Source organism: Deltaproteobacteria bacterium (assembly GCA_026712905.1).
In the GTDB taxonomy this organism is placed as follows: domain Bacteria; phylum Desulfobacterota; class Binatia; order UBA9968; family JAJDTQ01; genus JAJDTQ01.
In genome coordinates this window covers 1-25,781 of sequence record JAPOPM010000209.1, presented here as the reverse complement: position 1 = coordinate 25,781, position 25,781 = coordinate 1, and the positions used below count along the sequence as shown (strand labels likewise).

Annotated in this window: 21 protein-coding genes; 14 read left to right on the top strand and 7 right to left on the bottom strand. The window is 65.1% G+C overall.

The features are described 5' to 3' along the window. Positions 1-851: 851 nt before the first annotated feature. Positions 852-1,430 (bottom strand): hypothetical protein, encoded by a 579-nt coding sequence (locus tag OXF11_17310; GenBank protein ID MCY4488857.1) that lies wholly within the window; start codon positions 1,428-1,430, stop codon positions 852-854. A gap of 260 nt (positions 1,431-1,690) precedes the next feature. Here OXF11_17310 and OXF11_17305 point away from each other — a divergent pair, with 260 nt between their 5' ends. Next, a complete protein-coding gene (locus OXF11_17305) occupies positions 1,691-1,906 on the top strand; it encodes an integrase (GenBank protein MCY4488856.1) in 216 nt (71 codons plus the stop codon). A gap of 62 nt (positions 1,907-1,968) precedes the next feature. Here the strand turns inward: OXF11_17305 and plsY are convergent, their stop codons facing one another. Both plsY and OXF11_17295 read right to left on the bottom strand, forming a co-directional pair. Continuing rightward, positions 1,969-2,574, bottom strand: coding sequence for a glycerol-3-phosphate 1-O-acyltransferase PlsY (gene plsY / locus OXF11_17300; protein ID MCY4488855.1), 606 nt, complete (start codon positions 2,572-2,574; stop codon positions 1,969-1,971). Positions 2,575-2,693: 119 nt separating this feature from the next. After that, positions 2,694-3,791: a cupin domain-containing protein gene (locus tag OXF11_17295; GenBank protein MCY4488854.1), complete on the bottom strand. Its 1,098-nt coding sequence runs from the start codon at positions 3,789-3,791 to the stop codon at positions 2,694-2,696. A gap of 263 nt (positions 3,792-4,054) precedes the next feature. On the opposite strand from OXF11_17295, the gene OXF11_17290 reads away from it, so the two are divergent. Together OXF11_17290 and OXF11_17285 are read left to right on the top strand one after the other, a co-directional pair. Then, entirely contained in the window at positions 4,055-5,359 is a 1,305-nt protein-coding gene (locus OXF11_17290; protein MCY4488853.1) for a Fic family protein, read from the top strand. A gap of 204 nt (positions 5,360-5,563) precedes the next feature. Next, complete coding sequence (locus OXF11_17285) at positions 5,564-6,805, top strand: ABC transporter substrate-binding protein (protein ID MCY4488852.1); 1,242 nt, start codon at positions 5,564-5,566, stop codon at positions 6,803-6,805. On the opposite strand, the gene OXF11_17280 is transcribed toward OXF11_17285, so the two are convergent. Continuing rightward, a complete protein-coding gene (locus OXF11_17280; protein MCY4488851.1) occupies positions 6,763-7,713 on the bottom strand; it encodes a LysR substrate-binding domain-containing protein in 951 nt (316 codons plus the stop codon). The genes OXF11_17285 and OXF11_17280 overlap by 43 nt on opposite strands. Positions 7,714-7,875: 162 nt before the next feature. Here OXF11_17280 and OXF11_17275 point away from each other — a divergent pair, with 162 nt between their 5' ends. The 11 genes from OXF11_17275 (at position 7,876) to OXF11_17225 (ending at position 23,145) form a co-directional block, all read left to right on the top strand. Next, complete coding sequence (locus OXF11_17275) at positions 7,876-8,850, top strand: TAXI family TRAP transporter solute-binding subunit (protein MCY4488850.1); 975 nt, start codon at positions 7,876-7,878, stop codon at positions 8,848-8,850. Positions 8,851-8,923: 73 nt separating this feature from the next. After that, positions 8,924-11,056, top strand: coding sequence for a TRAP transporter fused permease subunit (locus OXF11_17270; GenBank protein MCY4488849.1), 2,133 nt, complete (start codon positions 8,924-8,926; stop codon positions 11,054-11,056). After that, complete coding sequence (locus OXF11_17265; GenBank protein ID MCY4488848.1) at positions 11,053-13,134, top strand: hydantoinase/oxoprolinase family protein; 2,082 nt, start codon at positions 11,053-11,055, stop codon at positions 13,132-13,134. The genes OXF11_17270 and OXF11_17265 overlap by 4 nt, the downstream gene beginning before the upstream one ends. A gap of 23 nt (positions 13,135-13,157) precedes the next feature. Next, positions 13,158-14,834, top strand: coding sequence for a hydantoinase B/oxoprolinase family protein (locus OXF11_17260; protein MCY4488847.1), 1,677 nt, complete (start codon positions 13,158-13,160; stop codon positions 14,832-14,834). A 26-nt stretch (positions 14,835-14,860) separates the two neighbouring features. Beyond that, the gene (locus OXF11_17255) at positions 14,861-16,057 is read left to right on the top strand and encodes an aminotransferase class V-fold PLP-dependent enzyme (GenBank protein MCY4488846.1); all 1,197 of its coding nucleotides are present in this window, start codon (positions 14,861-14,863) and stop codon (positions 16,055-16,057) included. A gap of 147 nt (positions 16,058-16,204) precedes the next feature. Next, positions 16,205-17,392, top strand: coding sequence for a Xaa-Pro peptidase family protein (locus OXF11_17250; protein ID MCY4488845.1), 1,188 nt, complete (start codon positions 16,205-16,207; stop codon positions 17,390-17,392). A gap of 456 nt (positions 17,393-17,848) precedes the next feature. Continuing rightward, entirely contained in the window at positions 17,849-19,117 is a 1,269-nt protein-coding gene (locus OXF11_17245; protein ID MCY4488844.1) for a pyridoxal-phosphate dependent enzyme, read from the top strand. Between the two features lie 322 nt (positions 19,118-19,439). Then, positions 19,440-20,444, top strand: coding sequence for a TIGR03619 family F420-dependent LLM class oxidoreductase (locus OXF11_17240; protein ID MCY4488843.1), 1,005 nt, complete (start codon positions 19,440-19,442; stop codon positions 20,442-20,444). 18 nt (positions 20,445-20,462) lie between these two features. Next, positions 20,463-21,425 (top strand): LLM class flavin-dependent oxidoreductase, encoded by a 963-nt coding sequence (locus OXF11_17235; protein ID MCY4488842.1) that lies wholly within the window; start codon positions 20,463-20,465, stop codon positions 21,423-21,425. 25 nt (positions 21,426-21,450) lie between these two features. Next, complete coding sequence (locus tag OXF11_17230; protein ID MCY4488841.1) at positions 21,451-22,491, top strand: LLM class flavin-dependent oxidoreductase; 1,041 nt, start codon at positions 21,451-21,453, stop codon at positions 22,489-22,491. A gap of 243 nt (positions 22,492-22,734) precedes the next feature. Beyond that, complete coding sequence (locus OXF11_17225) at positions 22,735-23,145, top strand: metal ABC transporter ATP-binding protein (GenBank protein MCY4488840.1); 411 nt, start codon at positions 22,735-22,737, stop codon at positions 23,143-23,145. Positions 23,146-23,202: 57 nt separating this feature from the next. Here OXF11_17225 and OXF11_17220 read toward each other — a convergent pair whose 3' ends face one another. The 3 genes from OXF11_17220 to OXF11_17210 all read right to left on the bottom strand — a co-directional run. Beyond that, positions 23,203-23,445, bottom strand: coding sequence for an AbrB/MazE/SpoVT family DNA-binding domain-containing protein (locus OXF11_17220; GenBank protein MCY4488839.1), 243 nt, complete (start codon positions 23,443-23,445; stop codon positions 23,203-23,205). Positions 23,446-23,549: 104 nt separating this feature from the next. Beyond that, the gene (locus OXF11_17215; protein ID MCY4488838.1) at positions 23,550-24,647 is read right to left on the bottom strand and encodes a DUF1611 domain-containing protein; all 1,098 of its coding nucleotides are present in this window, start codon (positions 24,645-24,647) and stop codon (positions 23,550-23,552) included. Between the two features lie 97 nt (positions 24,648-24,744). Beyond that, a partial coding sequence (locus OXF11_17210; protein ID MCY4488837.1) for a TRAP transporter large permease subunit occupies positions 24,745-25,781 on the bottom strand: 1,037 nt, incomplete at its 5' end.

Here is a 25,781-nt window from a genome sequence, read left to right as displayed (position 1 = left end):
TTCTACCGTTTGGCACGCCCCTTGGCGGATGCCCTCGTTATCCATTGCGGTGACGACCACCGTCTGATCGTCGACGGTTCCGTGGCGGGCACATTCGCGGGGTACTTCGGTCCCGTGCTCGAATCGCTGGGCCTCGACGACACCCTCGACATCGTGGAGAACGCCTGAGATAACGGAACGCGAGCGCGTCGTCCGGGACGACGACGTCAAGGGTCTCGGCGTGCGTGTCCACCCCAGCGGCCGGAAGGTCTACCATGGCAGTTTCTAGCCAGGGGTCGTCAGCGTTATGTCGTAGTCGATCAGTGCTTGTAGGAAGTCGACATGTTCGACAAGCGGCGTGAGGTCTAGGACCTTCAACTTTCCGAATGCCAATTCGAATACGGACGCGCACACATGGCCAGTGAACCTCGACTGGAAAAGGAAACCGTCCGCCTCCGGCACGTTCATGTAGGTCGCAACGGACAACGAACGGGCTGCGGCGTGGTTGGCGTCGTGAGCTACTGCCGTCGGTGCGCCTATGCGAATTGGCCCATCGCCTCGCAGGTCAACTAGTTGGACAGATTCGGTCGAGCCTATCATTACGACCAGTCTGGACTCAACGTCCGAGCGCGGGATGTCGCGACGCCTGCGCCGTGTGAATCGATTGCGAGCAAGGGCTTCCCAAAACCCACAGCGGACAGCTTCTGTCACATAGAGGACGGAATAACGCCCAGCCGGATCGCTGAAGCGACTCGGTGTGGGGACAGCGTCAAGTGCTCTTGAGCGATGGTTGCGATGAATCAGACGGTATACACGGCCGAACTGTGCGGCGCGAAGGCACCCACGAATCCGATTGGGATCGTAGGTCGCAATCACGCGAAGTCGCCCTGACCATCCCCTTCGGCGGCGGCCACGACGCGGTCGCCTTCTCCCTTGCCCAGGAGAACGATTGGTTTTGCCCCACTAAGGGACGGGCGCGGCGTGTTCAGCCAGATCCAAGCTGTATAGCCGTCGCTGAAGTGCCTGACGATCCGTTCTAGGCCGTCCAATGGCTTGCCGCTCCGATCGAACTGGCCTGCCGGGAAAACGTAGCCCCGTTTGGCCCCTTGCCAGCCGACGATCCTCCCCTTCTTCCGCCAGTCATGGACAGACTGGCGGGTCTTGAGTCCAACTCGCGCCGCTAGTTCTTCCGAAGTGAGCAATTCCTCCATCCGTCCCGGTCGTGATCGGCTAGACATCTGCACGTCCGATTCACGCGCATCGACCCTCTGGGGTTCCGCGTCTCCCAGCCACTCGATCTCCGCCTCGGCGGAAGAAGCGCGTTGATGTTCCGAAGACAACACATCCGCTACCGCGGCCAGTGCCAAGCGAACAGCGTCGGGATGTTCGACCAAAACCGCTACGTGGACATGGCTGAGAGCTCCGGCAACGGAGTGCAGTACGCCTTCCAATTCTTGGACATTCCGGTCTCTAGCGTCTTTCATAAATTCCCAAGCATCGAATGGAATGATTCAGATCATTTGTCGTCTATTTCGTCTACTTTGTCAAGAGACGACCAACAGCCTGGCCTTAAATTAAGCTGGCGTCTGCCGCGAAGGTCTCCCGCTTCAGGCGTCACCGCGGCTCCGCCTCGTGGCTGGCGTCAAAGCCATAAACGGAGCTTCCCTCACCTTACCCCGACATGGTATCGTTTTTTCGACTCAGTGTTCCAATGAGCATGATGATTACCGAGTTGTATGATGCCCTGCGGGCGGCTGGCGCCCCCGAAGAGAAGGCGCGCGCCGCAGCTCAGGCGCTGTCGGAAGAGAGTCTGGCAACCAAGGCCGACATAGCCCGGCTCGAACGGGAACTGCTGGTGGTGAAGTGGATGACCGGCGGGATCGTGGCCGGCGTCGTTTCGCTACTGCTGAGGTCCTTCTTCGGATAGATGCAGTCAGCGGCACGCGAGGTGGACGTGTTCGACCCTTTCGACAAACCCGCGGAACGCGCCTATCCGCTTGAACTCCGTCTTCTCAACTCGAAGCGCGGTTCCTCTCCGGCCATCAGGCGACGGATGTTCTCCCGGTGGCGCATCACCACCAGGACCGCGATGACGAGGGTCAACCAAACCGTTTCCACGGGAGAGGACAGTCCCCACGCGACCACCGGGGCCGCCACCGCGGCGGCCATGGAGGCGAGCGAAACCCGCCGGCTCCCCAGGACCGCCACGAGAAAGACGCCCAGCAGGGCCAGGAGGCCCAGGGGCATGGTGCCGAGGTAGACGCCGGCGGCCGTGGCAACGCCCTTGCCGCCCTTGAATCCCAGGAACACCGGATAGAGATGGCCGGCGAAAGCCGCCAGGCCGGCGGATGCGGCCGCGGCCGCGCCGAGGTCCAGCAGGTGCGCCGCCAGCACGGGCAGGCAACCCTTGGCGACATCGGCAAGCAACGTGACGAGGCCCTTCTTCCAGCCCAGCGTCCGGGCCACGTTGGTGGCGCCGATGTTGCCGCTCCCGGCGCTGCGCACGTCCACGCCCGAGGACGATCCCACCAGGAAACCCGCGGAAATCGATCCCAGGAGATAGGATAGTATCGTCAGGATGATCGGAGCCATCATGGCATCGGACCGTGCCGGCGTCCCGTACCCTGCAAGTCGCCGTACCGGCGTGTTCCCTCTACGGACAAAAAAAGGGAGGAAGCCCCAAGGCCTCCTCCCTCCATCAAAAGGCCTCTATCCTACGCGGCGGGCTTGACGTAGACGTTGCCGTCCATGCGCGACTCGGCCCCGAGCTTGGTCATGTCCGACTCGAACATCTCGCGGATGTACGCCGGCTGGTCGTAGTACTCGATCTGGTTGCCGCCGGACTTCACGTCCTTGTCCACCTTGGAGATGTCTCCGTAGCCCTCGCCCATGCTGTGTTTGATCCCGCCGAAACGCAACGGCAGGTAGCGCGCGCCGCTGGGGCCGAGATTGAAGTGCTGGTGGAACATCATCTCGGGCGGCACGAACACGCTGCCATCCTGCCAGTCATAACGCTTGGGCTCCTCGCCTTCCCACCAGAACAGCGAGAAACCCTGTCCCTTGATGATGATGACGTTGAAGCCGGGCCCGTGGCGGTGGGCCTTCTTGTAGGTCCCTACCGGGAACTCCGAGATGTGCGCGGCCATGGTGCCGTCGCACATTTCCAGGAAGACGTTCTTGCCGCCCGCGCCGCGCTCCTTCCACTCCTGCAGGTTGAAGGTGCGGGTGTCGGCGATGAAGTTGGTCTCCCAGATGCGGCCGGGGTGCTGCGTGCCCTTGCTCGAGAAGAAGTCCGGACGGCCGTCGAAGCGGTCCTGGAAGTCGTAGGGCGTGTTGAAGATGAATTGCTCGTTGTGGAACAGGCTGAAGACGATGGGCATGTTGTTGACCGAGAACAGCCGCGCCGGCTTGTCGCCTTGGCCATTGAAGTGCTGGTGATGCACGTTCAACGGCACCGAAATGAGGCTCCCTTCCTGCCACTCGAAGGTCTGCTTGGCGCCGTTGTCGTTCCAGATGGTGGTGGCGCCGCGGCCCTGCACCACCAGGATCAGCTCCTCGTAGAGGTGGCGCATGGGGTTCAGGCTCTTGCCCGGCGCGATCTCGACGATGTAGGCGCCGGTGGCATCACCCGCTCCCTCCATGTTGAACAGGGTCCCGTCACCGCCCATGCGGTCCCACCACTTGAGCGGCACCTCCTTCAGGTCCTGGATGAAGAACGTGTCGACAACGTCGACTCCTTCGCCCTTCTGCCACTTGTAGAAGTAGGGGATGTTGTCCATCGTGGTTTGCAACTCTTCAGCAGGCTTGGCCATGGGCTCCTCCCAATTTCAAGAAAATTCAAGGGGTATCTCTTACATGAGGTGCGTCGAAAAAACAACAACCGTCGCGGCCCACAACTCCCGTCACCAAATCGGCGGGACAGCCATCGGGACAGCCCCAGGACACCATCGGCCTTCCTGGGACAACCGCCTTGACAAGGCAAGACGTAAAACCTAATTTATAACTCAATTAGTTTTTCATTCACCACAAGCAGATGAAGATCCCCCCAACCCCACTCAGTTGCGAGGACATCCTGTTGAACCTCAAGGAGCCGGCCCAAGTGAAGCGGATGGGCGAGATCCTTGTGAAAGGAGGGGTTGGAGCGGCGCCCGGAGGGCGATATCAGCACTGGGAACACTTGCGACGGCTCCGGCCTCCGGACGGACTCTCCTCCGAGGAGTGGTGGGCCGCGGTCAAGTTCGCACGCCGCCAGACACGGCGGGCCGTCCCACTGGAAGACAAGGACAGACGGCCGTTTGCCTACACACTCGCGGACCCGGTGCTTGAACTACTCCACGCAATCGATCGCGACACGAGCGGCAGGATTGCGACAAGCGACCAGATCATCAATCCACAAACCAGGGAGAGATTCATCGAGAGTTCCCTGATAGAGGAGGCCATCACTTCTAGCCAACTCGAAGGCGCGTCCACGACCCGCGAAGCCGCGAAACAGATGATTCGCTCCGGCCGAAGTCCGGTGGATCGAAGCGAGAGGATGATTCTCAACAACTACCGGGCCATCCACCTCATCAAGAACTTCAAGGACGAACCGCTGACCCCGGCGGTCATCTTCCATATTCACAGGACGCTCGTTGAAGGCACTTTGGACACCGTTGCCGGACCCGACTACATGAGGAGACCGGGAGACAACATTGCGGTCTACCACGACGCCGACGGGACCTTGCTCCACACGCCGCCGCCCGCGAGGGATATCAACCGCCGCATGGCCGCCATGTGCGATTTCGCGAACAAGACACAACCCGACGCCTTCCTGCACCCGATACTCAAGGCCATCGTCCTGCATTTCTGGCTGGCCTACGACCATCCCTTTGTCGACGGCAACGGCAGGGCCGCGAGGGCGTTGTTTTACTGGTCGGCGCTTTCACAGGATTTCTGGATGTTCGAGTTTCTCTCGATTTCGGGGATCATTCGGAAAGCCCCTGCTCAGTACGCCCGGTCGTTCCTCTACACCGAGACCGATGAGAATGACCTGACCTATTTCATTCTGGCACAACTCCAGGTCATCCGGCGCGCGATTGATATCCTGTACGCCTACCTGGACAAGAAGGCTCAGGAAGTCCGGACCATTGAGCAGATCCTCCGCTCTTCCGTTTCGATAAACCATCGACAACTCGCACTCCTCGGACATGCCCTGCGACACCCCGGGGTTCGTTACACAATTGCGGGCCACAAGAAGACTCATGGCGTGACGTACCAGACCGCCAGGTCCGACCTCCTCGATCTTGCCTCTCGGGAACTGCTTGACCAGACCAAGACGGGGCGGTTCTTCAGCTTCACGGCCCCCAACGACTTGGCGAAGAGACTACAAGCATCGTCCTGAGCTCAAGCAAGCCGCCGGCACGCGCACGCGCACCCACATGCACCCGGGCCATCCGGAGCCCCAAGCCCGAAATACTAATCGTAAGTTAATTAGTAGCAACTTAGTATTTGACACGGATTCGTCGCCCCTTTACTCATTGCCGTCATGACATCGCTGCTCTCCAAACGAAGAACGCGTGTCCCACAGAGTCGTCTGGCCCGGCTGTTGACGGCGACCGTGCTGCTGGTGGTGTCCTTTGCCGGCAGCCTCGCGCCGAATGCCGTGGCGGAGCCGTTGAAGCTTGGGCTGATGATGAACTTCAGCCGAAACGCCCCGGGGCGCGCCGTCGAGAGGCGGCGGGCTTTCGAACTGGCCATCAAGCACATCAACGCGGCCGGGGGCGTGCTCGGCCAGCCGGTGCGACCGACGGTGGCCGACTCCACCCGTAGTCCGTCGGGTGCCGTGGCGGCGGCGCGGCGCCTCGTACACACCGCTGGGGTCCACGCCATCGTCGGCCCGAGTTCAAGCGCCATGGCCCTGGCGGTGGCGGAGCAGGTCACCGGCCCCGCCGGCGTTCCCACCATCAGCCCGTCGGCCACCTCGCCAAAGCTCACGACGGCCACCGACAGCGACTACCTGTTCCGCACCGCCCTCTCCGATATCGCCCAGGGTCCGGTCCTCGCCCGCGTCACCCGCGAGAGAGGCTTCCGCAACGTCGGCCTGCTCTACCGGGACGATGCCTGGGGACAGGGACTGGCCGGAACTTTCACCGCCGCATGGGACGGCACCGTGACGGCCGTTGCTTTCGAGCCGCGGCAAACCGGCTTCAGCGCGGAACTGCGGCGGAGCACCGCCGCGGGCGCCCAAGCCCTGGTGGTGGTCGCGGACGAACAAGAGACCATCGCCCTGCTGCGCGACGCCGTCGAGCTCGGGCTGTACCGCCATTTCACCTTCGGCGACGCGTCGAAAAGCCCGAACGTGGCCCGGGAGGTAGGCGCCGAACGGTTGCACGGTATGTATGGGACGGCCGGCGCCGCGGTCCCGGACAGCCCTGTCTCGGCAGCCTGGCGGGCGGCCTATGTGGCCGAGTATGGCGGCCCGCCAGCGTTTACCTATGTCCCGCAGACCTACGACGCCACCATCGCCTTGGCCCTGGCGGCCCAGGCCGCGGGGAGCACCCGCGGCGAGGCCATTCGTGACCGGCTGCGGGCCGTCGGCAGCGCGCCCGGTCTTTCGGCGAACGCCGGTCCTGAAGGGGTCGCCGCCGCGCTGCGCATTCTGGCCGCGGGCGGCGAGATCGATTACCAGGGCGCCGCGGTGACTCTGGACTGGGACCGGCACGGCGACCTGCGGCGCGGACACATCCGCATCTGGCGATTCACTCGGGACGGAGGCACCGAGGACCTCGAAACGGTCCCGTTCATCTACGAAGCGGACCCTCCGAAGCCGGGGGCGGCGGACCGTTGACTCCGGCCTGGTGGGCGCGGGCTACCCGCGCCGATGGCCTTCACGGCATTCACGAACTCCCTCACCCTTCTGGACGGAGCCCGGAGGTTCGAGGTCAGGATACCCAGGCTCACCGGCAGGGCCGGAGAGATCGGCTTGATGACGGTGCCGCGGTAGTCGCGGATATGGGCGGGAAGAGGCTCGGACAGTATCGCAACGCCCTTTCCCTGGGCAACCATGTAGCAGGCGGCCTCCTGGGTCCTCGCGTCGACCCGGATTCGTGGGCTGATGCCGCATTGCCTGAAGGCGTGCTCCGTCATCAGATGGATCTGGGTTCCCGCCGTGGCCGAAATCAGGTCCTCGCTCTCCAGCGACTCCAGTCGAATGCTCCTCTGTCCGGCAAGAGGGCTGCCCTCCGCCACCACGCATACGGCCCTGTAGTCGGCGAGTCGCTGGACATCGATGGCCGGGTGCTTCACCGGCAGGACCGCGACGCCCACGTCCTGCTGGCGCAGGGCGATCATTTCGACCACCTCGTTGTGGGGGCGAGCCTCGATGGACACCGAGACGTCCGGGAACGAATCCAGAAACGTTGCGGCGGCCTCCGTCAGCAGACCGTTCGAGACGAAGGGCGGCCCCACCACGCGAAGGTATCCACGACGCAGGGACTGGATGTCCCGGCCGGCCTTCATCAGGTGATCGAGGCTGACAAAGGCCTTGTCGACTTCCCGGTACAGGGCCTCGGCCTCCTCGGTGGGTTGCAGCGCATGGCCGCGCCGCCGGTCGAACAGGTCGAATCCCAGAGAATACTCCAGGTCGGCGATAAGCCGGCTGACCGCGGGTTGGGAGATGGCCAGCGCCTCCGCGGCGCCGGTGACGCTGCCAGCGATCATCACCGTTCGGAAGGCTTCGATTTGCCGCAGGTTCACGAGTCATCCAATCACGAGAGTGTGAAGCACAACCCATAATATACGGTTATGGCCTATGCATAAACTTCGATTTGACAAGTCCGCCGAGGCCGCCGGATCATGAGCCCAGCGGACACTCCCGCGGTCAGGGATGAAGTCAGTCTTGCCATTGGAGGTACGGCCATGTTCATGTCCCATCGGATCAAGTCGCACGTCGTGAGGTCGCTGGTCGCCATCGCGGCCTTGCTCATCGCCATGACCGGCGCTCAGGCCTTGGCCCAGAGCAAGCCGGCGAAGGTCTCCATCAGTGCCGCCAACCCCGGCGCGCCGTGGGGTATCATCGGCGCATCGTTTTCCCAAATCATGAACCAGCAAGGCGTGAAGTCCAACGTCGAGCTGGGCGGGGCTCTTTCCAACGTCGTGACCGTGTCCGACGGCCGCACCCAGTTGGGCTTTACCGCGGCCGCGGTCATTCCGCTTGCGCAGCAAGGCCAGAAGCCGTTCCCGCGGAAGATCGACAACGTTCGGTCGATCGCCGCGGTCATGACCAACGCGACGCACATCCTGGTGACCAACGAGTCCGGGGTGAAATCGCTCAAGGACCTGAAGGGCCGCCGGTTCGTCAGCCAACCGGTTGGCAACGTCAGCCAGTATGCGTTTCAACTGATCCTTGAGTCCCAGGGACTCAAGGAAAGCGACCTTCAATTGATGCGCGGCGGACAGCGGTTCGGAGCGGACACGGTCAAGAACCGCAAGGCCACCGGCTTCACGGCGACCGCGGTATTCCCCGCGGGCAACTTCGCCAACGCCTTTCGCAGCGTCCCGTCCAATTTCCTCGATATCGACGAGGAGACCTTCAAGTACGTCAACGGAAAGAACCCGGGTCTCTTCCGGCTCAGCATTCCGGCAAACACCTACGAGGGCCAGACCAAACCCATTCGTACCGTCGCCACCCGTGCGCTGCTCATCGTGCGGGACGACATGCCGGAAGAGCATGCCTACTGGCTGACCAAGACGCTCGTCGAGAACCTGCCCACGCTGCGCAAGAGCCACAAGGCCGTGCGCCGCCTCGACCTGAACATCATGGCGAACCCGCCCGCCTTGCCGCTCCACGCCGGCGCCAAACGCTACTACACCGAGGCCGGCGCCCTGAAGTAGGAACCTGCCGGTGGGGACGCGCCGGGCATTGGCGCGTCCCCACCCACATCGAGCGGGCCGTTTGATGCCAGCCATGATGCGGTACCTCGACGACGGTCAGTGGAAGAGCCACCTCATTCCGCTGATCGCGTTCGTCATGTCGACGTACCAGTTCACAGTGGGCTGGGTGGGCGAACCGATCGCGGAGATCCATCGTCCCACCCACCTTGCCTTCATTTTGGTCATCCTCTACGTCGGCCGCATCCTGAAAAACCCGCGCGGCTGGACCGGCCCCGGGAGCCTGTTGTCCATGGGCGCGGCCGCGATAGGCATCGGCGCGGCCGCCTACCTCGTGGCGAACTCCGAATACGTCGGGCAGCGCATGGTCTACGTCACGCCGGTGACTCCGGCGGAGTTCCTGTTCGGCGGGGCCCTGATCCTGGTCCTGCTGGACGCGGCCTGGCGGGCCGTGGGCTGGCTGCTGGCCGCCGTGGCCGCGGTCTTCGTTCTCTACACCCAACTGGGACCGTATCTGGCGCCGCCCTTCTGGCACAACGGCTACGAGTTCGCCAGGGTCGTCGAGCACGCCTACCTGACCGTGGACGGCATCTGGACCACACCCCTCGCCGTCTCCGCCGGCAACGTGTTCCTGTTCGTGCTCTTCGGAGCCACGTTGCTCTCGTCGGGAGCGGGGCGTTTCTTCACCGACCTGGCGAACGCGCTGACGGGACGTCAGGTGGGCGGAGCCGCCAAGACCGCGGTGGTGGGCAGCGCCTTCATGGGGACCCTTTCCGGGAGCGCCGCCGCCAACGTCGTGACCACCGGCACCCTGACCATCGCGGCCATGCGTGCCGCGGGATACAGGAAGAGCTTCGCGGCGGGCGTCGAGGCCTGCGCGTCGTGCGGCGGCCAGATCACGCCCCCCGTCATGGGGGCGGCGGCCTTCATCATGGTGGAGCTGATCGGCGTGCCCTACACGACCATCATCACCATCGCGGCCGTGCCCGCCGGGCTGTATTTCCTGGCATGTTTCATCACCGTCGACCTCGAAGCGCGCCGCCTGGGCCTGCGTCCGGGGGTGGACCAGGACTTTCCGAAGGTCTGGCAGGTGGTCAAGGAACGCGGCTACCTGCTGCTTTCCATCGTCGCGATGCTCTACTACCTGTTCCAGGGTTACCCGCCCCAGACCGCGGCCTTCTGGTCCATCGTCTACCTGATCTGCCTCGTGGTGATCTTCGATGCGGAGGGACGGCGGACATGGGTGCTCGCGCTCGTTCCCGTGGCGTTCGCTGGTTGGTTGCTCTACTGGGAGTTCAGAACCATCCCGGCACTGACCGGCGCGCTCCTTACCGCCGCGGCCGTCATGCTGGCCATCGACGGCGGGGTGCGCGGTCGGTTCGTCCGGATCATATGGAACGCCTGGATCGAGGCGCCGCGGATGATGATCCCCGTCGCCGTGGCCACCGCGGTGGGCGGCCTGATCATCGGCATGGTCACGCTCACCGGACTCGGCGAGCGGCTGAGCGCGGTCGTCCTCTGGGCGGGTCAGGGCTCGCTCTTGCTGACGCTGCTCTTCACCATGATCGCCGCGGTGATCATGGGGATGGGCATGCCCATCGCGGGAGCCTACGTGGTGCTGGCGGCACTTCTGGCCCCGGCCCTGGAGGAAATGCTGGTGCCCATCTACACGGCGGCGTACGGTCTCGATACCGGCGCCGCCGTGACCCTGGCGCTCCTGTCATCGCACTTGTTCATCATCTACTCCGCGTCGTGGGCCAATCTGACGCCGCCGGTAGCCATCGCGGTCTATGCCGCCGCGGCCATCGCCGATTCCGAACCCTGGGAAACCTGCGTGCAGGCGCTCAAGGTGGGCCTGCCGATCTTCATACTGCCGTTCCTGTTCGTCTACGGCCCGGAGCTGCTGTTCCAGTTCGAGCTGACGCGCATCGTCTACACGACCGCCACGGCGGCGATGGGAATCTTCGCCTTCGGCATGGGCAGCATCGGCTGGATGCTCGCTCCGCTGAGTGTTCCCGTGCGCTTGTGCGCCATCGGCACCGGGATCCTGCTGATGGCCCCCGAAGTCGCCTCCGACGCCGCGGGCGCGGTCCTGCTCGTCCTGCTCCTGACCTACCAGTACCGGCGCCACCGCTCCCGCCCCGCGGAGGCCGGCGCCTCCTCCACTGACACGAGCCGGTTGCCGCGCCAAGGAGGAGATCCCGCATGAGCCGGCTGAGTCTGGGCATCGACATCGGCGGAACGTTCTCCGACCTTGTCGTCTACGACGCGGACCGTGAGGGACTCTTCTCCCACAAGGAGTTGACGACACACGACGATCCGGCCAGAGGCGTGCTGGCCGGCGTGGAGACCCTCCTGGACGGACACGGGCTACCGGGCAGCCGCATCGACCGCGTCGTCCACGCAACGACGCTCTTCACCAACGCCCTGGTGGAGCACAAGGGAGCGGTCACCGGGTTGCTCACCACCGCCGGGTTCCGGGACGTGATCGAGATCGGGAGGGAGCGGCGCTTCGAGCTGTACGATCTCGAGATCCGGCGGCCCGAACCGCTGGTGCCGCGCAACCTGCGGCGCGATGTTGCCGAGCGAATGGACAAGCATGGTCGTGTCCGGGTTCCCCTGGACCTCGACAGGCTTCTGGCCGAGACCCGGTTGTTGGCGGACCAGGGAGTCTCGTCCATCGCCATCGTCTTCCTCCATTCGTACGCCAATCCGGCGCACGAGCGCATGGCCGCGGACGCCATCCGAAAGCGGTTCCCCGACATGAGCATCAGTTGCTCGTACGAGATCGCGCCGGTCATCCGGGAGAACGAGAGGGCCTCCACCACCGTCGCCAACGCCTTCGTCAAACCGTTGGCCAACCGCTATTTCCACAGGCTGGAGACCGAGTTGGCGAAACGCGGGGTGACGGCCCCGATCCTGATGATGCTCCCAAGCGGCGGCCTCACCAGCCTCGCCGACGTCAAGTTGGCCCCCATCAAGGTGTTGGAGTCGGGGCCCGCGGCCGGCGTGATCGCCGCGGCGCAGTTCGGCGCGGAAGACAGCTTTCGGGACCTCATGGCCTTCGACATGGGGGGCACGACGGCCAAGCTGTGCGTGGTGGAGGATGGAGAGCCGTCCATCACCTATCTGTTCGAGGCGGCGCGGCAGAAGCGGTTCCTCAAGGGCAGCGGCATGCCCATCCGCATCTCCACGGTGGAGCTCATCGAGATCGGCGCGGGCGGCGGTTCCATCGCGCATCGGGATCACCTGGGCCTCATGAAGGTGGGACCGCAAAGCGCCGGGGCCGATCCGGGACCGGCCGCCTACGGCCTCGGCGGGAAGGACCCGACGGTGACCGACGCCAACTTCGTGCTGGGATATCTGAATCCCGACGGCTTTGCCGGCGGCAGCATCACCATCGAGCCGGGCAAGGCCGGGAAGGCCATCGCCAGGCTCGCCCGGGAAAGCTCACTGCCGGCCGAGCGCGTGGCCTGGGGCATCGTCGACGTGGTCAACGAGAACATGGCCGGCGCGGCCCGGGTGCACATAGCGGAGCACGGCCGGGACCCCTCCCACTTCGTGCTCGTCGCCACCGGCGGCGGCGGCCCGCTGCATGGGTACTACGTGGGCAAGAAGCTGGGGGTCCGGCAGGTGCTGTGTCCGTCGGGCGCGGGCGTCGCCTCGGCCATCGGTCTGTTGCGCGCGCCGGCGCGCGTGGACGAAATGAAATCCGTCGTCGTCCCCCTCGAAACCCTCGACTGGCGGGGACTGGAGGAGGCTTTCGTGGAGTTGGAGAACAAGGCCGGGGCGCTGCTCGCCACCACCGGAGCGGACGCCCGGAGCTCCCGGGTTCAGCGGCTGGCGGACATCCGCTTCGTGGGCCAGGCGTTCGAGATCGTGGTCGGTCTCCCGGACGGACCCTACACCCGGACAAGCCGTCCGGCCATCATGAGGGCCTTCGAACGGCGCTACGTCGAGAAGTATTCCCGGAGCCCGCGCAACACCCAGGTGGAAATCATCAACATCCGCGTATCGGTAACCGCCGACGCCGAGGACTTCCCGGTCTCCGGACCGAACGGGGCGCCGGCAGCGCGGGCCACGGCCCTGAAGGGCCGGCGGAAGGTCTTCTTCCCCGAGTACGGGAAGTTCCGCAACACGCCCGTCTATGACAGACTCCTCTTGCGGGCGGGCCAGTCATTCGACGGCCCGGCCGTGATCGAGGAGCCCATGTCCACCATCGTGGTGGGTCCGGGGGGACGGTTCACCGTGCGCAAGACCGGACACGTCCTGGTCGACATTCCATGAGGCCGCTGGAGGGGGCACCTACAATGCGGAACGGAACCAAAAGCAGGGCAACCGGAAAGGTCCGGACCGCCGGCGCGGGCAGCGCCCGCGGGAACGGCCGGGAGGCGTTCGATTCCATCACGCTGGAACTGGCCTGGACGCGGCTCGTCTCGGCCACCGACGAGGCCGCGGAGACCCTCAAGCGCACCTCCTTCTCCACGCTGGTGAACGAGTCCAACGACTACGCCGTGGTCATCACGGACTCTAAGGGCGACCTCATCGTCCAGAACACGGACAGCATCCCCGCGTTCATCGGCACGCTTCCCGTGACCGTGAAGCACTTCGTCCACGAGTTCGACGAGGAGTTGCAGGAAGGCGATGTCCTCGCCACCAACTACCCCTGGATCGCATCCGGACACCTCAACGACATCACGCTCGTCAAGCCCCTGTTCCGCGACGGCAAGGTGTTCGCGTACGCCGGAAGCTGCGCCCACGCGCCCGACATCGGCGGACGAGCGCGGTCCCAGGAATCCCGGGAAGTGTTCGAAGAGGGTTTCATGATCCCGCCGATGAAGGTCTTCCGGGCGGGAGAGCCAGACCACACGTTCTTCAAGCTGTTCCTCTTCGCTTCACGCATGCCGGATGAAACCGAGGGTGACATCTGGGCCGCCCTCAACGCCCTGAAGCGAGCGGAACAGCGGGTCGGCGAGATCCTGGACGACTACCGTCTCAAGGACCTCGACGGCGTCTCCCACGAGATCAACAAGCGCGGGGAGACGGCCATGCGGAAGGCGATCCGCGCGCTGCCGGACGGCGTCTACCGCTCCGGGTTCGAGACCGACGGCTTCGAGGACCCGCTTCACTTCGAGACTCGCATCACCATCAGGGGCGGCCGCATGCTCCTGGACTACGAGAACACCTCCGCCGCGGTCCCGCGGGCCATCAACTGCCCCATGACCTATACCTTCGCCATGACGGCCTACGCCTTGAAGTGCCTGTTGCTGCCGGAGCTTCCCAACTGCGAAGGACCACTCCGCTGCATCGAGGTGCACGCTCCCGAAGGCTGCATCCTCAACCCGTCCTATCCGTCCGCCGTGGGCTGCCGGACCGCCGTGGGGCAATACGTGCCTCCGCTGATCTACGCGGCCTTGGCCAAGATCGTGCCGGAACGGGTCATGGCCGCTCCGGGGTCGCCGCTATGGAGCTGTGTGCAAAGCGGCCGCCGGCCCAACGGCAAAGCGTACACCAACGTGCTGTTCTTCAACGGCGGCATGGGCGCCACCGCGGCCAAGGACGGCGAACCCTGCTACTCCTGGCCGAGCAACGTCTCCAACGTGCCCGTGGAGATGACCGAGGCCATGAGCCCGCTGTTCGTTCACCACAAGGCGCTGGTGCCGGACAGCGGGGGCAAGGGGAAACATCGAGGCGGCCTGGGCATCGAGACCCTGTTCGAGGTCGAATCCGAAACGCCGGTGACCCTGGGCTTCATCGCGGAACGGGTCGCCTTTCCCGCGCCGGGCCTGCTCGGCGGCAAGGACGGCGGCAAGGGGCTGGTCCGGATCGACGGCAAGAACGTCGACCACCGCAACGACCACTTTCTCGGCAAGGGCGGGACGGTGCTGATGCGCACGCCGGGCGGCGGCGGGCTGGGACCGCCGTCAAAGCGCTCCGGGAAGCTCATCGAGCGCGACAAGGAGCTCGGTTACATCACCCGATGGTGAAGCCTTTCCCGTCCCGGAGGTGGCACATGTCCAGTATCGCTGACATCCGTTCCGATTTCCCGGCGCTCGATGACTCCATCTACCTGAACGTCGCGGCGCGCGGCCTGCTGTCACGGACCGCCCGTCAGGCGCTTGGCGACCTCGCCGACGGCCACATGCACGGGACCGCGGTCAAGGAGGACTGGATCGCGCTGGGAGGCCGGGCGCGGTCCGGCTTCGCCCGGATCTACCATGCCGAGCCCGACGAGATCGCCTTCACCAAGAACGTCTCCGACGGCCTGAACACCATCGCGGGCGCGCTTCCATGGGGCTCCGGCGACAACATGGTCTTTTGCCCGGACTTCGAGCATCCCAACAACGTGTACACCTGGCTCAACCTGAAGCGCCGCGACGTGGACGTTCGGATGGTGCCGTTGCGGGACAACGCCCTGGACGTGGACGGCCTGATCGAGCGGCTGGACACGCGCACCCGGCTCCTGACGGTGTCGTCCGTAAGCTTTTGCACCGGGTTCAGGGCCGACCTCAAACGGCTGGGAGAGACCTGTCGGTCCAACGGCACGTTCTTCCTGGTGGACGCGGCGCAGTCCTCGGGCATCATCGACGTGGACGTCCATGATTGCCACATCGACGGCCTCGCCACATCCACCAGCAAGGGCCTGCTGGGACTCTACGGGCAGGGTTTCCTCTACTGTGATCGGGCCTGGATAGAGCGCCTCACGCCCGCCTATCTCAGCCGGTTCGGCATCGATGCGGGCGGCATCCACGAATCCGAGATGGGTCCCCTCGACTACTCGCTCTACCCCAGTGCCCGCAGGTTCGAGGTGGGCAACATGAACTGGCCCGGCATCATCACCGTCGATGCTTCCATGCAACAGTTGCTCGAGGTTGGCGGCGCCGCGATCGAGGAGCACGCGGTGGCGCTGTCCAAACGCCTGTCCGACGGATTCGGTGACCTCGGCTATCCGGTTCAACAGCCGCCCGACGAAGCATCCCGCAGCCATATCGTGACGGTGGGAAACCGCACCGAGCATGGCGCCCGCAAGACCGAGAGCACCCACCTGAACCGGCTGTCCGAGGCTCTGACGCGGTCCGGAGTCGTCCACTCGGTCCGGCGCGGGGTTCTGCGTTTCGCCACCCATATGTACAACAACGACCAGGACGTCGATCACGTGCTGGATATTGCCCGGGGTTTCCGTGACATGGGAGGGCCGGGGCCGGGCTAGTGTGGTGTCCGCCGCCGGCTTCCGCCGGGATGAACCGCAAGAACGGACGCGGGCGCTTGTTTGACACCGCCGCTGGGGCTTCCCTATATTCACTGCGTTCTCAACGCCTTCGCGACAACGCCGATTTCCCTCGCCAGGAGTTTTCTCATGTGGATCAACGAACCGCGCGCCAAGCGGCTGCTGGCCGCACACGACCTCGACGGCCTGCTGGCCGCCACCAATATTCCCAACGTCTTCTACCTGAGCGGGGTGTGGCGCCGGCAGGATATCGCCGCCGTGGTCACCCGCGACGCGGTGACCGCGCCCTGGCTGGTGATTCCCCGGTCCGAGGTGGACTACATGGTGGACACGGTGCCGCCGGCGGGGGGGGTGACCTACGGCACCTTCCACCGGGTCATGGAGGACAACGGGCCGCTCACGCCGCGTGAGCAGCGCATCCGCGAACTCGGCATCGACCCGGAGCCGGTGACCAACTTCTTCGAGGGCCTCGTGCGCACGCTGGAGAACGCGGCGCTCGACCGCAGTCGGCTCGGCTACGACGAGCGAGGCCTGGATCCGGCGCTGGCAGAGCGCCTTCGGGAACGGTTCCCGCACCTGGAGCTGGTGCCCGCCATGGCCGTGTTCCGCGAGATCCGCATGGTCAAGAGCCCGGCCGAGATCGAGCGCATGACCGAGGCGGTCAGGGTCACGGAGCAGTCCATCTACGAGGCCGCCCACGAGGCCCGCGAGGGCATGACCGAGGCGGAGATGTGCCTGGCCTTCGACCTGGGCCAGGTACGGCGCGGCGCCGAACCCAACATGAACCACGTGGGTTTCGGCCGCAGCGCCGCCCTGGGCATGACCAACATGCCCGACGACACCCTCAAGGTCGGCGACATGATCCGTTTCGACGTCGGATGCCTCTACAAAGGCTACCTCACCGACATGTCGCGGACCTTTTCATTCGGTCCGCCGGACGACAAATTCTCCAGATATTACAATGCTGTACTCAAAGGCCAAGATCTGGCCCTGAGCCTTGTCAAGCCGGGCAAGGTGGCCTCCGAGATCTTCCACGACACCGTGGCCGAGGTGCGCGAAACCGGCATCCCGCACTACGCCCGCCAGCACGTGGGGCACGGCATCGGCCTGGGCCTGGGCGGCTACGACCGGCCCACCATCGCCCCGAGCGACGACACCCCGCTGGAGGCCGACATGGTGCTGTGCATCGAGACCCCGTACTACGAAATGGGCTGGGGCAGCGTCCAGGTGGAGGACATGATCGTGGTCACCGAGGACGGCTACCGGCGCCTCACCTCCGTGCCGCGCCACCTCCAGGTGCTGGAGCCGCGTTCGTGACCGTGTGCCCCACCACGGGTTTTCCGCTTCTCAGACTGTGTCAAGACTCTCAAGGCGGGGACGTTACGAATACGTCATTGCCGCGGAAGTGGCTGGGTCGAGAGTTTGGTTGGATGAGTATGGGCACCCACTCCCCGAGTCGTCATTCCCGCACCCTCTCGAATGGCCCTTCCCGCACCCTCTCGAATAGTCATTCCCGCGGAAGCGGGAATCCAGGCGGGGTGAGGCGGGGAATACGCCCGTTTGCCCCCTCCCCACCCATGGATTCCCGCTTCCGCGGGAATGACAAAACCGGGGGTTGGCGCCAATTCTTGTCCGGGCGCCGTTATGACACAGCCTGGGAAGCGGGAATTCGGAGGTGAAGCGGGGCCAAATGGCGCGTCTTGCGAACCCGCGCTTCCGGCTTCCTCTCGAATGACAGCATAGGATAGTCGTGCCGTTTCCTGAAGTTTTGACATGAGCCACCTCACCGGCCTCGCCTGTATCCGTTGTAACGCATCCTTCGGCATCGAGCCCCGTTTCGACGGATGTCCGGAATGCCGGGCCCAGGCGCCCGCCAACCTGACGCCGCGATACGACCTCGACGCGGCCGCGCGGACGCTGTCCGCCGAGTCGTTGCGGGACCGGCCTTCGGACATGCGGCGCTACCGCGAGCTGCTCCCCCCGGACGTCCAGGACGCGGCCACCCTGGGCGAGGGCGGGACACCGCTGCTCCACTGCCAACGTTACGGCCGACGGCTCGGCCTCGAACGGCTCTACCTCAAGGACGAATCCCAGAACCCGTCAGGCTCCTTCAAGGACCGGCTGGCGTTCGCCGCCCTGGCCATGGCCGGGCGCTTCGGCGCCAGGGCGGTGGGGGTCAGTTCCACCGGCAACGCCGGCGCCGCGGCCGCGGCCTATGCCGCCCGCGCCGGGCTGCCCTGCATCGTCCTCACCGTCCAAGGCGCGGCCTCGGCAATCGTCACCCAGATGCAGGCCTACGGCGCCATGGTGGTGGCGACCCGCACCAAGGCCGACCGTTGGAACCTCTTGCAGACCGGGGTGGCCGAGTGGGGCTGGTATCCGACCTCGCCCTACTTCGGTCCGCCCGTGGGCAGCAACCCTTACGGCGTGGACGGCTACAAGACCCTCGCGTACGAGGTGTGCGAGCAGTTGGCGTGGGAAGCGCCCGACTGGTGCGTGCTGCCGGTGGCCTACGGCGACGCGCTGTTCGGCATGTGGAAGGGCTTTGAGGAGCTGGCCGCTTTGGGGTTGATCGCCAGGAAGCCGCGCATGGTGGCCGCCGAGATGGCCGGCTGTCTTTCGGCCGCCCTCGCCTCCGGCGACGACGCCATCCCAGAGATCGCAGCGCCTTCCCCGTACGTGGCCGGCTCCATCAGCGTCAACCAGAGCACGTACCAGGCGATGCACGCCCTGCGCGCCTCCGGCGGCGTGGCGCGCGTAGCGCGGAACGAGGAACTGCTGGGACTGCAACGGGCCTTGGCCGCGGACGAAGGCATCTACGCCGAGCCCTCATCGCTGGCCGCCCTTGCCGCGTTGCATCGGCTGTGCGAAGAAGGCCGCATCGCCCGGAACGACACGGTGATGGTGCTGAACACCGCCAGCGGCCTCAAGGACACCGCCGCCACCGCCGCGGCCGTACCCGAGATCCCCACAGTGGACGGCGGCACCACGCAATTCTTGGAGACCTTGAAGGATGCGTACGGCTACCGCGCGGAGGGATAAGATAGCCTCCTCCGTCATTCCCACGAGACAGGCTGGGTCAAGACCGGTGAGGCACCGCCCCTCCGAGTCGTCATTCCCGCGGAAGCGGGAATCCAGGGGCGGTGGTGGGGCACTACAGTGGATTTCCCCGCCTCGCCACCCCTGGATTCCCGCTTCCGCGGGAATGACGATCTGTTACGTAGTTGCCTCATGAGTTTTGACACAACCTGTTCCGCGGGAATGACGACTCGGGGGGCGGCGCCAAACCTTGTCCGGACGACGTTTTGACACACCCTGGGGAAGCCGGAATCCAGGGGCGGAGAGGAAGGGCCGGCAACCACTCATGAAATTCAGCATCCAACTCCCCACCTGCACCGAAGGCCTCGTCAACCCGGTTCCGTTCGTGGAACCGGAAGAGTTCATTCACATGGCCCAGGAAGCCGAACGGCTGGGCTACGACGCCGTCTGGGGCAACGACCACATCACCCCGGCGGCCTACGCGCGCCAGAAGTGGCCCGAGCCGCCTAACTTCTACGAGGTGCTGGTGACTCTGGCGGCGGTGGGTGCGCGCACCACGCACATCCGGCTGGGCACCGCCGTGCTGGTGCTGCCGCTGCGGGACCCGGTGCTGCTGGCGAAGCAGGTGAGCACGCTGGACCGGTTCACGGGCGGCCGGGTGATCCTGGGCACCGGCATCGGCGCCTACCGCGAGGAGTTCGACGCCCAGTGGCCGCGGCGCAAGGCCGAGCGGCGCGGCGACCTGCTGGACGAGAGCCTTGAGGCGCTGCGGTGCCTGTTCCGGGACACGGACGCCACCTACGAAGGCCGGCACATCGCCTTCCGGAACATCGCCATGCGCCCGAAGCCGCTGCAGGACCCGCTGCCGATCTTCGTGGGCGGCCACAACGAGGCCATGATCCGGCGCGCGGCCAAGGTCGGACAGGGCTGGCTGCCCGGCTGGCGCCCCTTCGAGCAGATCGTGGAGCGCGTGGCGCTGCTGCGCCGCCTCACCGAGGAGGCGGGCCGGGAAACCAGGGCCGTGGAAGCCTGTTCCCAGTTCACCCTGTGCATCGGCAAGACCGTGGAGGCGGCGCGCGACCGGTACCGCAAGACGGGCATGGTGCAGCACCGCGTGTCGCTGGCGCACACCGGCCGCGACCCGGCCCTGGCCGAGACTCACAACCTCATCGGCAGCCCCGCCAGCATCCTGGAGCAGGTGGCGTTCCTGGAAGAGGCCGGCATCGACCACGTGTGCGCGTTGCAATTTCCGTCGGATACCGGCGCCGAGATGCTGGAGCAGATCCAGTGGCTGGGCGAAGAGGTGATGAAGCCGTTCCACGGCAGGTAAGGGAGGAAAGGTAGTCTCATGTCACAGCCAAAGACCACGGTAGGATACTTGCTGCCCACGCGCGAGATCGTGATGGCGCAGGCGATCCCCGACTGCGGCCGCATCATGGACCTCGCGGAGAGCGCCGAAACCCTGGGCTTCGACTCCATCTGGGTGGGCGACAGCATCCTGGCGCGGCCGCGGCTGGAGCCGTTGACCACACTGGCCGCGGCGGCTTCGCGCACCAGCCGGGTGAAGCTCGGCACCGCGGTGCTGCTCCCGGCCCTGCGCCATCCCGTCGTACTCGCCAACGAGATCGCCAACCTCGACCTCCTGTGCAACGGCCGGCTCATCCTGGGCCTGGGCATCGCCGGCAACAACGACCTCATCAAACGCGAGTTCGCCGGTTGCGGCGTGGATTCCCGCCACCGCATCGGCCTCTTCGAGGAGGGCGTCGCCCTCATGCGGCGCCTATGGACCGAAGAGGAGGTGACCTTCCACGGGCGCCACTTCCAGCTCGACGGCGTGCGCCTGGGGCTCCATCCGGCACAACCCTCCGGCATCCCGCTGTGGCTCGCCGGCAGCGTGGACAACGCGCTCCGCCGGGTGCTGCGGCTCGGCGACGGCTGGTTCCCGCTGCCCAACTCCCCGGAGAGCTTCGCCCGCAACTGGGAGCGGATCGAATCTCTGGCGCAAGAGATGGGACAGGACGCCGCCCGGCTCGCCCGCGCCGTCTACGTCACCGTCAACCTGAACGACGACACCGCCCAGGCCGAGCGCGAGATGCGCGCGTTCATGGAAGGCTATTACAAGGTGTCCTACGAGACCATGGTGGCCGTGCAACCCCCATGCAACGGCCCGGCTGCCCGATGCATCGAATGGCTCCAGGCCTACGTGGAGCAAGGCGCCGAGACCATCGTCGTGCGTTTCGGCAGCCCCGACCAGACCGCCCAGCAGGAACGCTTCGCCGCCGACGTGCTGCCCGCGCTCCGCGCCGCCTGACAGGGAACGCCACCGGAAGGAAAGCATGTCCAACATCCAATTCGACCTCGGCTTCAGCTCGCGCACCATCGCCGCCTACCCCCTCGCGCGGCGCATCGCCATCATCAAGAGTGCAGAGGCGCTGGGCTTCGACCGCCTGTGGCATTCCAACGAGAAATTCGGCCGCGACATGGTGGCCAACATGACCCTGAGCGCCGCCCACACCGAGCGCATCGGCATCGGCGCCGCCGTCACCGACCCCTACAGCGTCCACCCCGCCCTCACCGCCGCCGCCATGGCCACCGTGGACGAGATCTCCTCGGGCCGCGTCATCGTGGGTATCGGCGCCGGCGGCTCCGGCTTTCCCGCCATGGGCATCCAGCGGGCGCATCCGGTGGCGGCCACCGGCGACGCCATCGCCATCATGCGCGGCATGTGGGCCGGCCAGCCGGCGACCGTGGACGGCAAGGTCGTCAGCGTCCGGAGCGGCGTTCTGGGGTTCAAGGCCCGCGCCGACATCCGCATCGTCATCGCGACCCGCGGACCCGCCATGTTCCGCCTGGCCGGCCGCGTCGCCGACGGCGCCATGATCGCCACCATGGCCACCCCCGAGGGCGTGGGCATCGCCCGGGATTTCGTACGCCAAGGTGCGCGCCAGGCCGGCCGCGACCCCGGCGAGATCGAGATCATCTCGCGCGTCGACACCTGCGTCGACCGGGACCGCGACAAGGCCCGCGCCGGCGTCAAACAGATGATCGCGTTCCTGTTGTGGAGCAGCTACCCCAACCGCGACTTCGTCGCCCAGTTGGGCATGGAGGTCCCCGCCGACCTGGAGGCCATGATCGCCAAGCGCGACTACGAACTCATGTTCGAAGCCGGCCCCCTGGTCCCCGAGGAGTTCGTCGACGCCTTCGCCTGGGCGGGTACCCCGGAGGAAGTCGCCGCCAAGATCAGTCGCATCGCCGACATGGGCATCCGCCGCTTCGGGACCTGGGTGCTGGCCCCGCCCGAGGGCGGCATCGAGTCGGTCATTCAGTTGATCGCGGAGGAGGTGATGCCACGGGTGCGGCTGGCGTCGCTTGTTTGAGTAACGCCAAGCTTCGCGGCATTCTTCGGCGTGGCGAGGGATGCCCTCAGGGCCGTCGTCACCAAGGCTGGAACTAGGACACGCGGCCTCGCCCTAAGTCGCCGGTAATCTTCGGCAATTTCTTTATTTGTCACGCCTTTGTCTTATTTGACATGTCTGATAGCAATACGCTGGTCTTCTACGAAGAGGCAACCAAGAGTAACCGCATCCTCCTTATCGGCGATAATCAACAGGAGAACTCCCATGAAAGGACAACGGATTGCTGCCAGCATGCTTGCGCTCATCGGTGCACTGGCGCTAACAGGCTGTGCGAGCCAACCAACTAAAATTGCTGCGCAAGATGTGTCTCCCTTGCTATACAAAGATTATGATTGCGATCAGCTTGTCGCTGAATCGCACCGCATCAGTCGTCGAGTTCACACGCTTCATGCCCAATTGAAGTCGACGGCCGATGCTGACGCAGCGCAGATGGGCATCGGCTTAGTCCTCTTCTGGCCGACGCTACTTTTTCTCGAAGGCGGTGACGGTCCCGAGGCGCAGGAGTATGCCCGACTCAAGGGCGAAAGGGACGCGATTGAAACTGTCTCCATACAGAAGAAATGCGGCATTGAATTCAAGCCCTTGATCCCAAAGGATAAGCCGGAGGGTTCGTAAGAAAGAGGAAGTCTGCATTCATGCAACAGGCCGGTTAGCTGCACGAACACGTAGGTATCAGTCTCTTAGCGACGGATCATACTTTTGTCGCCGAAAGGCCTGGACGTCGAACGGTGGATGTCCGCTTGAAATCTTCTGGCGCAACGTTGCGAGGCGGGAACAATCGACCCGTCTGGTTCGCAGCACAAGGCTGTCGGCCCCTTCTTCCAGTTCGAGTTGGTCGCCGGCACCCACACCCAGCGCATCCAGTACCCGTGCCGGCAATGCAATTTGTCGTTTTGATGAAATCTTGACGATCATAGGGACCCTCATTCACATCCCAACCCGGCAAGGCGGCGCTACGCTTGTTGAAGGCCAACCCCCCAACCGCTTGGACTACGAAAAGCGCCTCCAGCGCGGTCTTCTCACAGCCCCCGCAACGCCGAAAGCACCATCTCCACCAGAATCCGCGGCGATCGCGTCAGCGGGTCGGTGACCGAGATGCCGAGCTGGTCCTGGTACCGCGCGATGGCGGTGCTGACGTCGGCGTCGGTCATGTTCTCGTGGTTGATGGTGAGGCCGATGACCTTCGTGTCGGAGAAGGTCTGGATGAGATGGATCTCGTCGGCCGGGTCCGGCATCGGCATGTGTTCAAAGTCGGCACGATGGGCTCGCGCGGGTGCGTGCTGGAGCACGACGCCGTCGGGACAGGCGCCGCGGAGGATCAAGGCCGAGGTCGGGTAGGCGGGATGACTGAGGGCGCCTTGTCCTTCGACGAGGATCACGTCGGGTTTTTCGGCTTCGAACGCTTCGATGATCGTCGCTTCGAGCTCACCGGCGCAGAACTGTGAAGGAACGGCGTCGAGGGCGACCCCATAGCGGGCTCCCTGGATCAGGCCGGTCTGGCCGGTGCCGACCATGACCGCCTTGACGCCGCGGTCATTGAGTGCCTGGGTCATGACGGTCGCGGTGGTTCGCTTGCCAACAGAACAATCGGTGCCGAGAACGGCGATGCGCAGGCTGGTGACCTCCGCGATACGACCGCTGAAGGTTCTCAGGCGCTCCTTGGCGGGGGGCTTTCGGACATCGAGTATCCTTACGTTCCGTGCGACGCTCGCCGCAACGAACTCCGGGTCGTCGCTCAAGAACTCGTGAAGGCCGCTCACGATGTTCATCCCCAGGTCGATGGCCTCCAGCAGAACCCCCCGATCGCGAGTCGACAACATGCCGCTCGCGGGAGCCATGCCGAAAATAAAGTAGTCGGGCGTGGTGTCGGCGCGCGCCAGCGCATCGGCCAGGTCGCGGCAAATGGGAATCCCCTTTGGCGGCTCTCCGAGCACGACGCCGGTATCAAGACCGGCCTTCTCGCTGTCGATGACCGAAAGGATTCTGTAGAGCTCGGAGTGACGGACGAGGCCGTTTGCAGTCTTCCCATCAATGGCACCGAAGTTTGCCTCGCAGTACACGATGGCCGTCGCGACTTCGGCTGGCGATTGTGCGGTGTTATGAGCGAGCGGTACGATAAGGTCCCCTTTCTGCAAGGCTGAAAAACAAGGCTTCGAGCGCTTGCCCGAGAGGCCGGATTCGACTCGCCCGTATTCCGTCCCGAACGGTGGCCGGCTATTCGACAGATGCAACGCGCCGCTTCGCCCGCATCCACTCCCACCCCAGCAGGGCCGCGCCCACCGCCAGGCCGACGATGTTCCACGCAAGCCACGGCGTGACCATGCCCAGGCTGGCGGCGAGGAAGAGCAGGCGGGTGATGCCATCAAGGTTCCTGTAGCAGTAGCCCTGTACGGCCATGCCCATGGCGATCATGCTCAACACCGCGAAGGCGACCGTTACGGTGACCTCAACGGCGGTGCCGATGGTGATAAGCGCGGAGTTGGCCACGAACGCGTACGGGAGCACGAAGGCGGGCAGGGCCAGCTTCACGGCCTCGATGGACGTGGGCACCACCGGCGACTGGGCGATGGCCGCCGCCGCGTAGCTCGTTGGCGCGGTGGGCGGGGTGATGGCCGAGATGGCGCAGAAGAAGATCACGAACAGATGGGCCTGGGGCACGATGGCATCGGCGTCGAGGCCCATGTTCCTGAGCATGACCACCAGGGCCGGGATGGCGATGCCCACCTGCACGATGTAGGCGGACGACAGCGGCAGGCCCATGCCCAGAATGATGGCGGTGATCATGACGAAGACCAGCGCCAGCAACAGGTGCCCGCCGGCCAGGTCGACGATGACGCCGGAGAACTTGATGGCGACGCCGGTGAGGTCGAAGATGCCCACCATGATGCCGGAGGTGATGATGGCCACGGCCACCACGGTGGACTGGATGCCGCCCTGCACCAGGGCGTCCCAGATGTCCTTGAGGCCCATGCGCGTTGCCTTGCGGAACCAGCTCACGATCACGATGCCGACGATGCAGCGCACCACCGCGTAGCCCGGGCTGAAACCGGCCACCAGCAGATAGATGAGGATAATCAGGGGCAGCGCCAGGTGCCCCCGGTCCATGATGGTCTTCTTGAGGCTCGGCAGGTCCTCCCGCGGCACCGTCGGGATCTTCTCCTTGACCGCGTAGATGTGCACCATGATGCCCACGGCGAGGAAGTACAGCACCGCGGGGACCAGGATGTACTGCATCACGTTGACGTAGGGGA

Bases quoted from the DNA above. Each gene is read 5' to 3' on its own strand.
- OXF11_17250 (MCY4488845.1), top strand. From the start codon at position 16,205: ATGTGGATCAACGAACCGCGCGCCAAGCGGCTGCTGGCCGCACACGAC.
- OXF11_17270 (MCY4488849.1), top strand. From the start codon at position 8,924: ATGATGCGGTACCTCGACGACGGTCAGTGGAAGAGCCACCTCATTCCG.
- OXF11_17295 (MCY4488854.1), bottom strand. From the start codon at position 3,791: ATGGCCAAGCCTGCTGAAGAGTTGCAAACCACGATGGACAACATCCCC.
- OXF11_17235 (MCY4488842.1), top strand. From the start codon at position 20,463: ATGTCACAGCCAAAGACCACGGTAGGATACTTGCTGCCCACGCGCGAG.
- OXF11_17230 (MCY4488841.1), top strand. From the start codon at position 21,451: ATGTCCAACATCCAATTCGACCTCGGCTTCAGCTCGCGCACCATCGCC.
- OXF11_17240 (MCY4488843.1), top strand. From the start codon at position 19,440: ATGAAATTCAGCATCCAACTCCCCACCTGCACCGAAGGCCTCGTCAAC.
- OXF11_17260 (MCY4488847.1), top strand. From the start codon at position 13,158: ATGCGGAACGGAACCAAAAGCAGGGCAACCGGAAAGGTCCGGACCGCC.
- OXF11_17220 (MCY4488839.1), bottom strand. From the start codon at position 23,445: ATGATCGTCAAGATTTCATCAAAACGACAAATTGCATTGCCGGCACGG.
- plsY (MCY4488855.1), bottom strand. From the start codon at position 2,574: ATGATGGCTCCGATCATCCTGACGATACTATCCTATCTCCTGGGATCG.
- OXF11_17305 (MCY4488856.1), top strand. From the start codon at position 1,691: ATGAGCATGATGATTACCGAGTTGTATGATGCCCTGCGGGCGGCTGGC.
- OXF11_17245 (MCY4488844.1), top strand. From the start codon at position 17,849: ATGAGCCACCTCACCGGCCTCGCCTGTATCCGTTGTAACGCATCCTTC.
- OXF11_17225 (MCY4488840.1), top strand. From the start codon at position 22,735: ATGAAAGGACAACGGATTGCTGCCAGCATGCTTGCGCTCATCGGTGCA.
- OXF11_17265 (MCY4488848.1), top strand. From the start codon at position 11,053: ATGAGCCGGCTGAGTCTGGGCATCGACATCGGCGGAACGTTCTCCGAC.
- OXF11_17275 (MCY4488850.1), top strand. From the start codon at position 7,876: ATGTTCATGTCCCATCGGATCAAGTCGCACGTCGTGAGGTCGCTGGTC.
- OXF11_17255 (MCY4488846.1), top strand. From the start codon at position 14,861: ATGTCCAGTATCGCTGACATCCGTTCCGATTTCCCGGCGCTCGATGAC.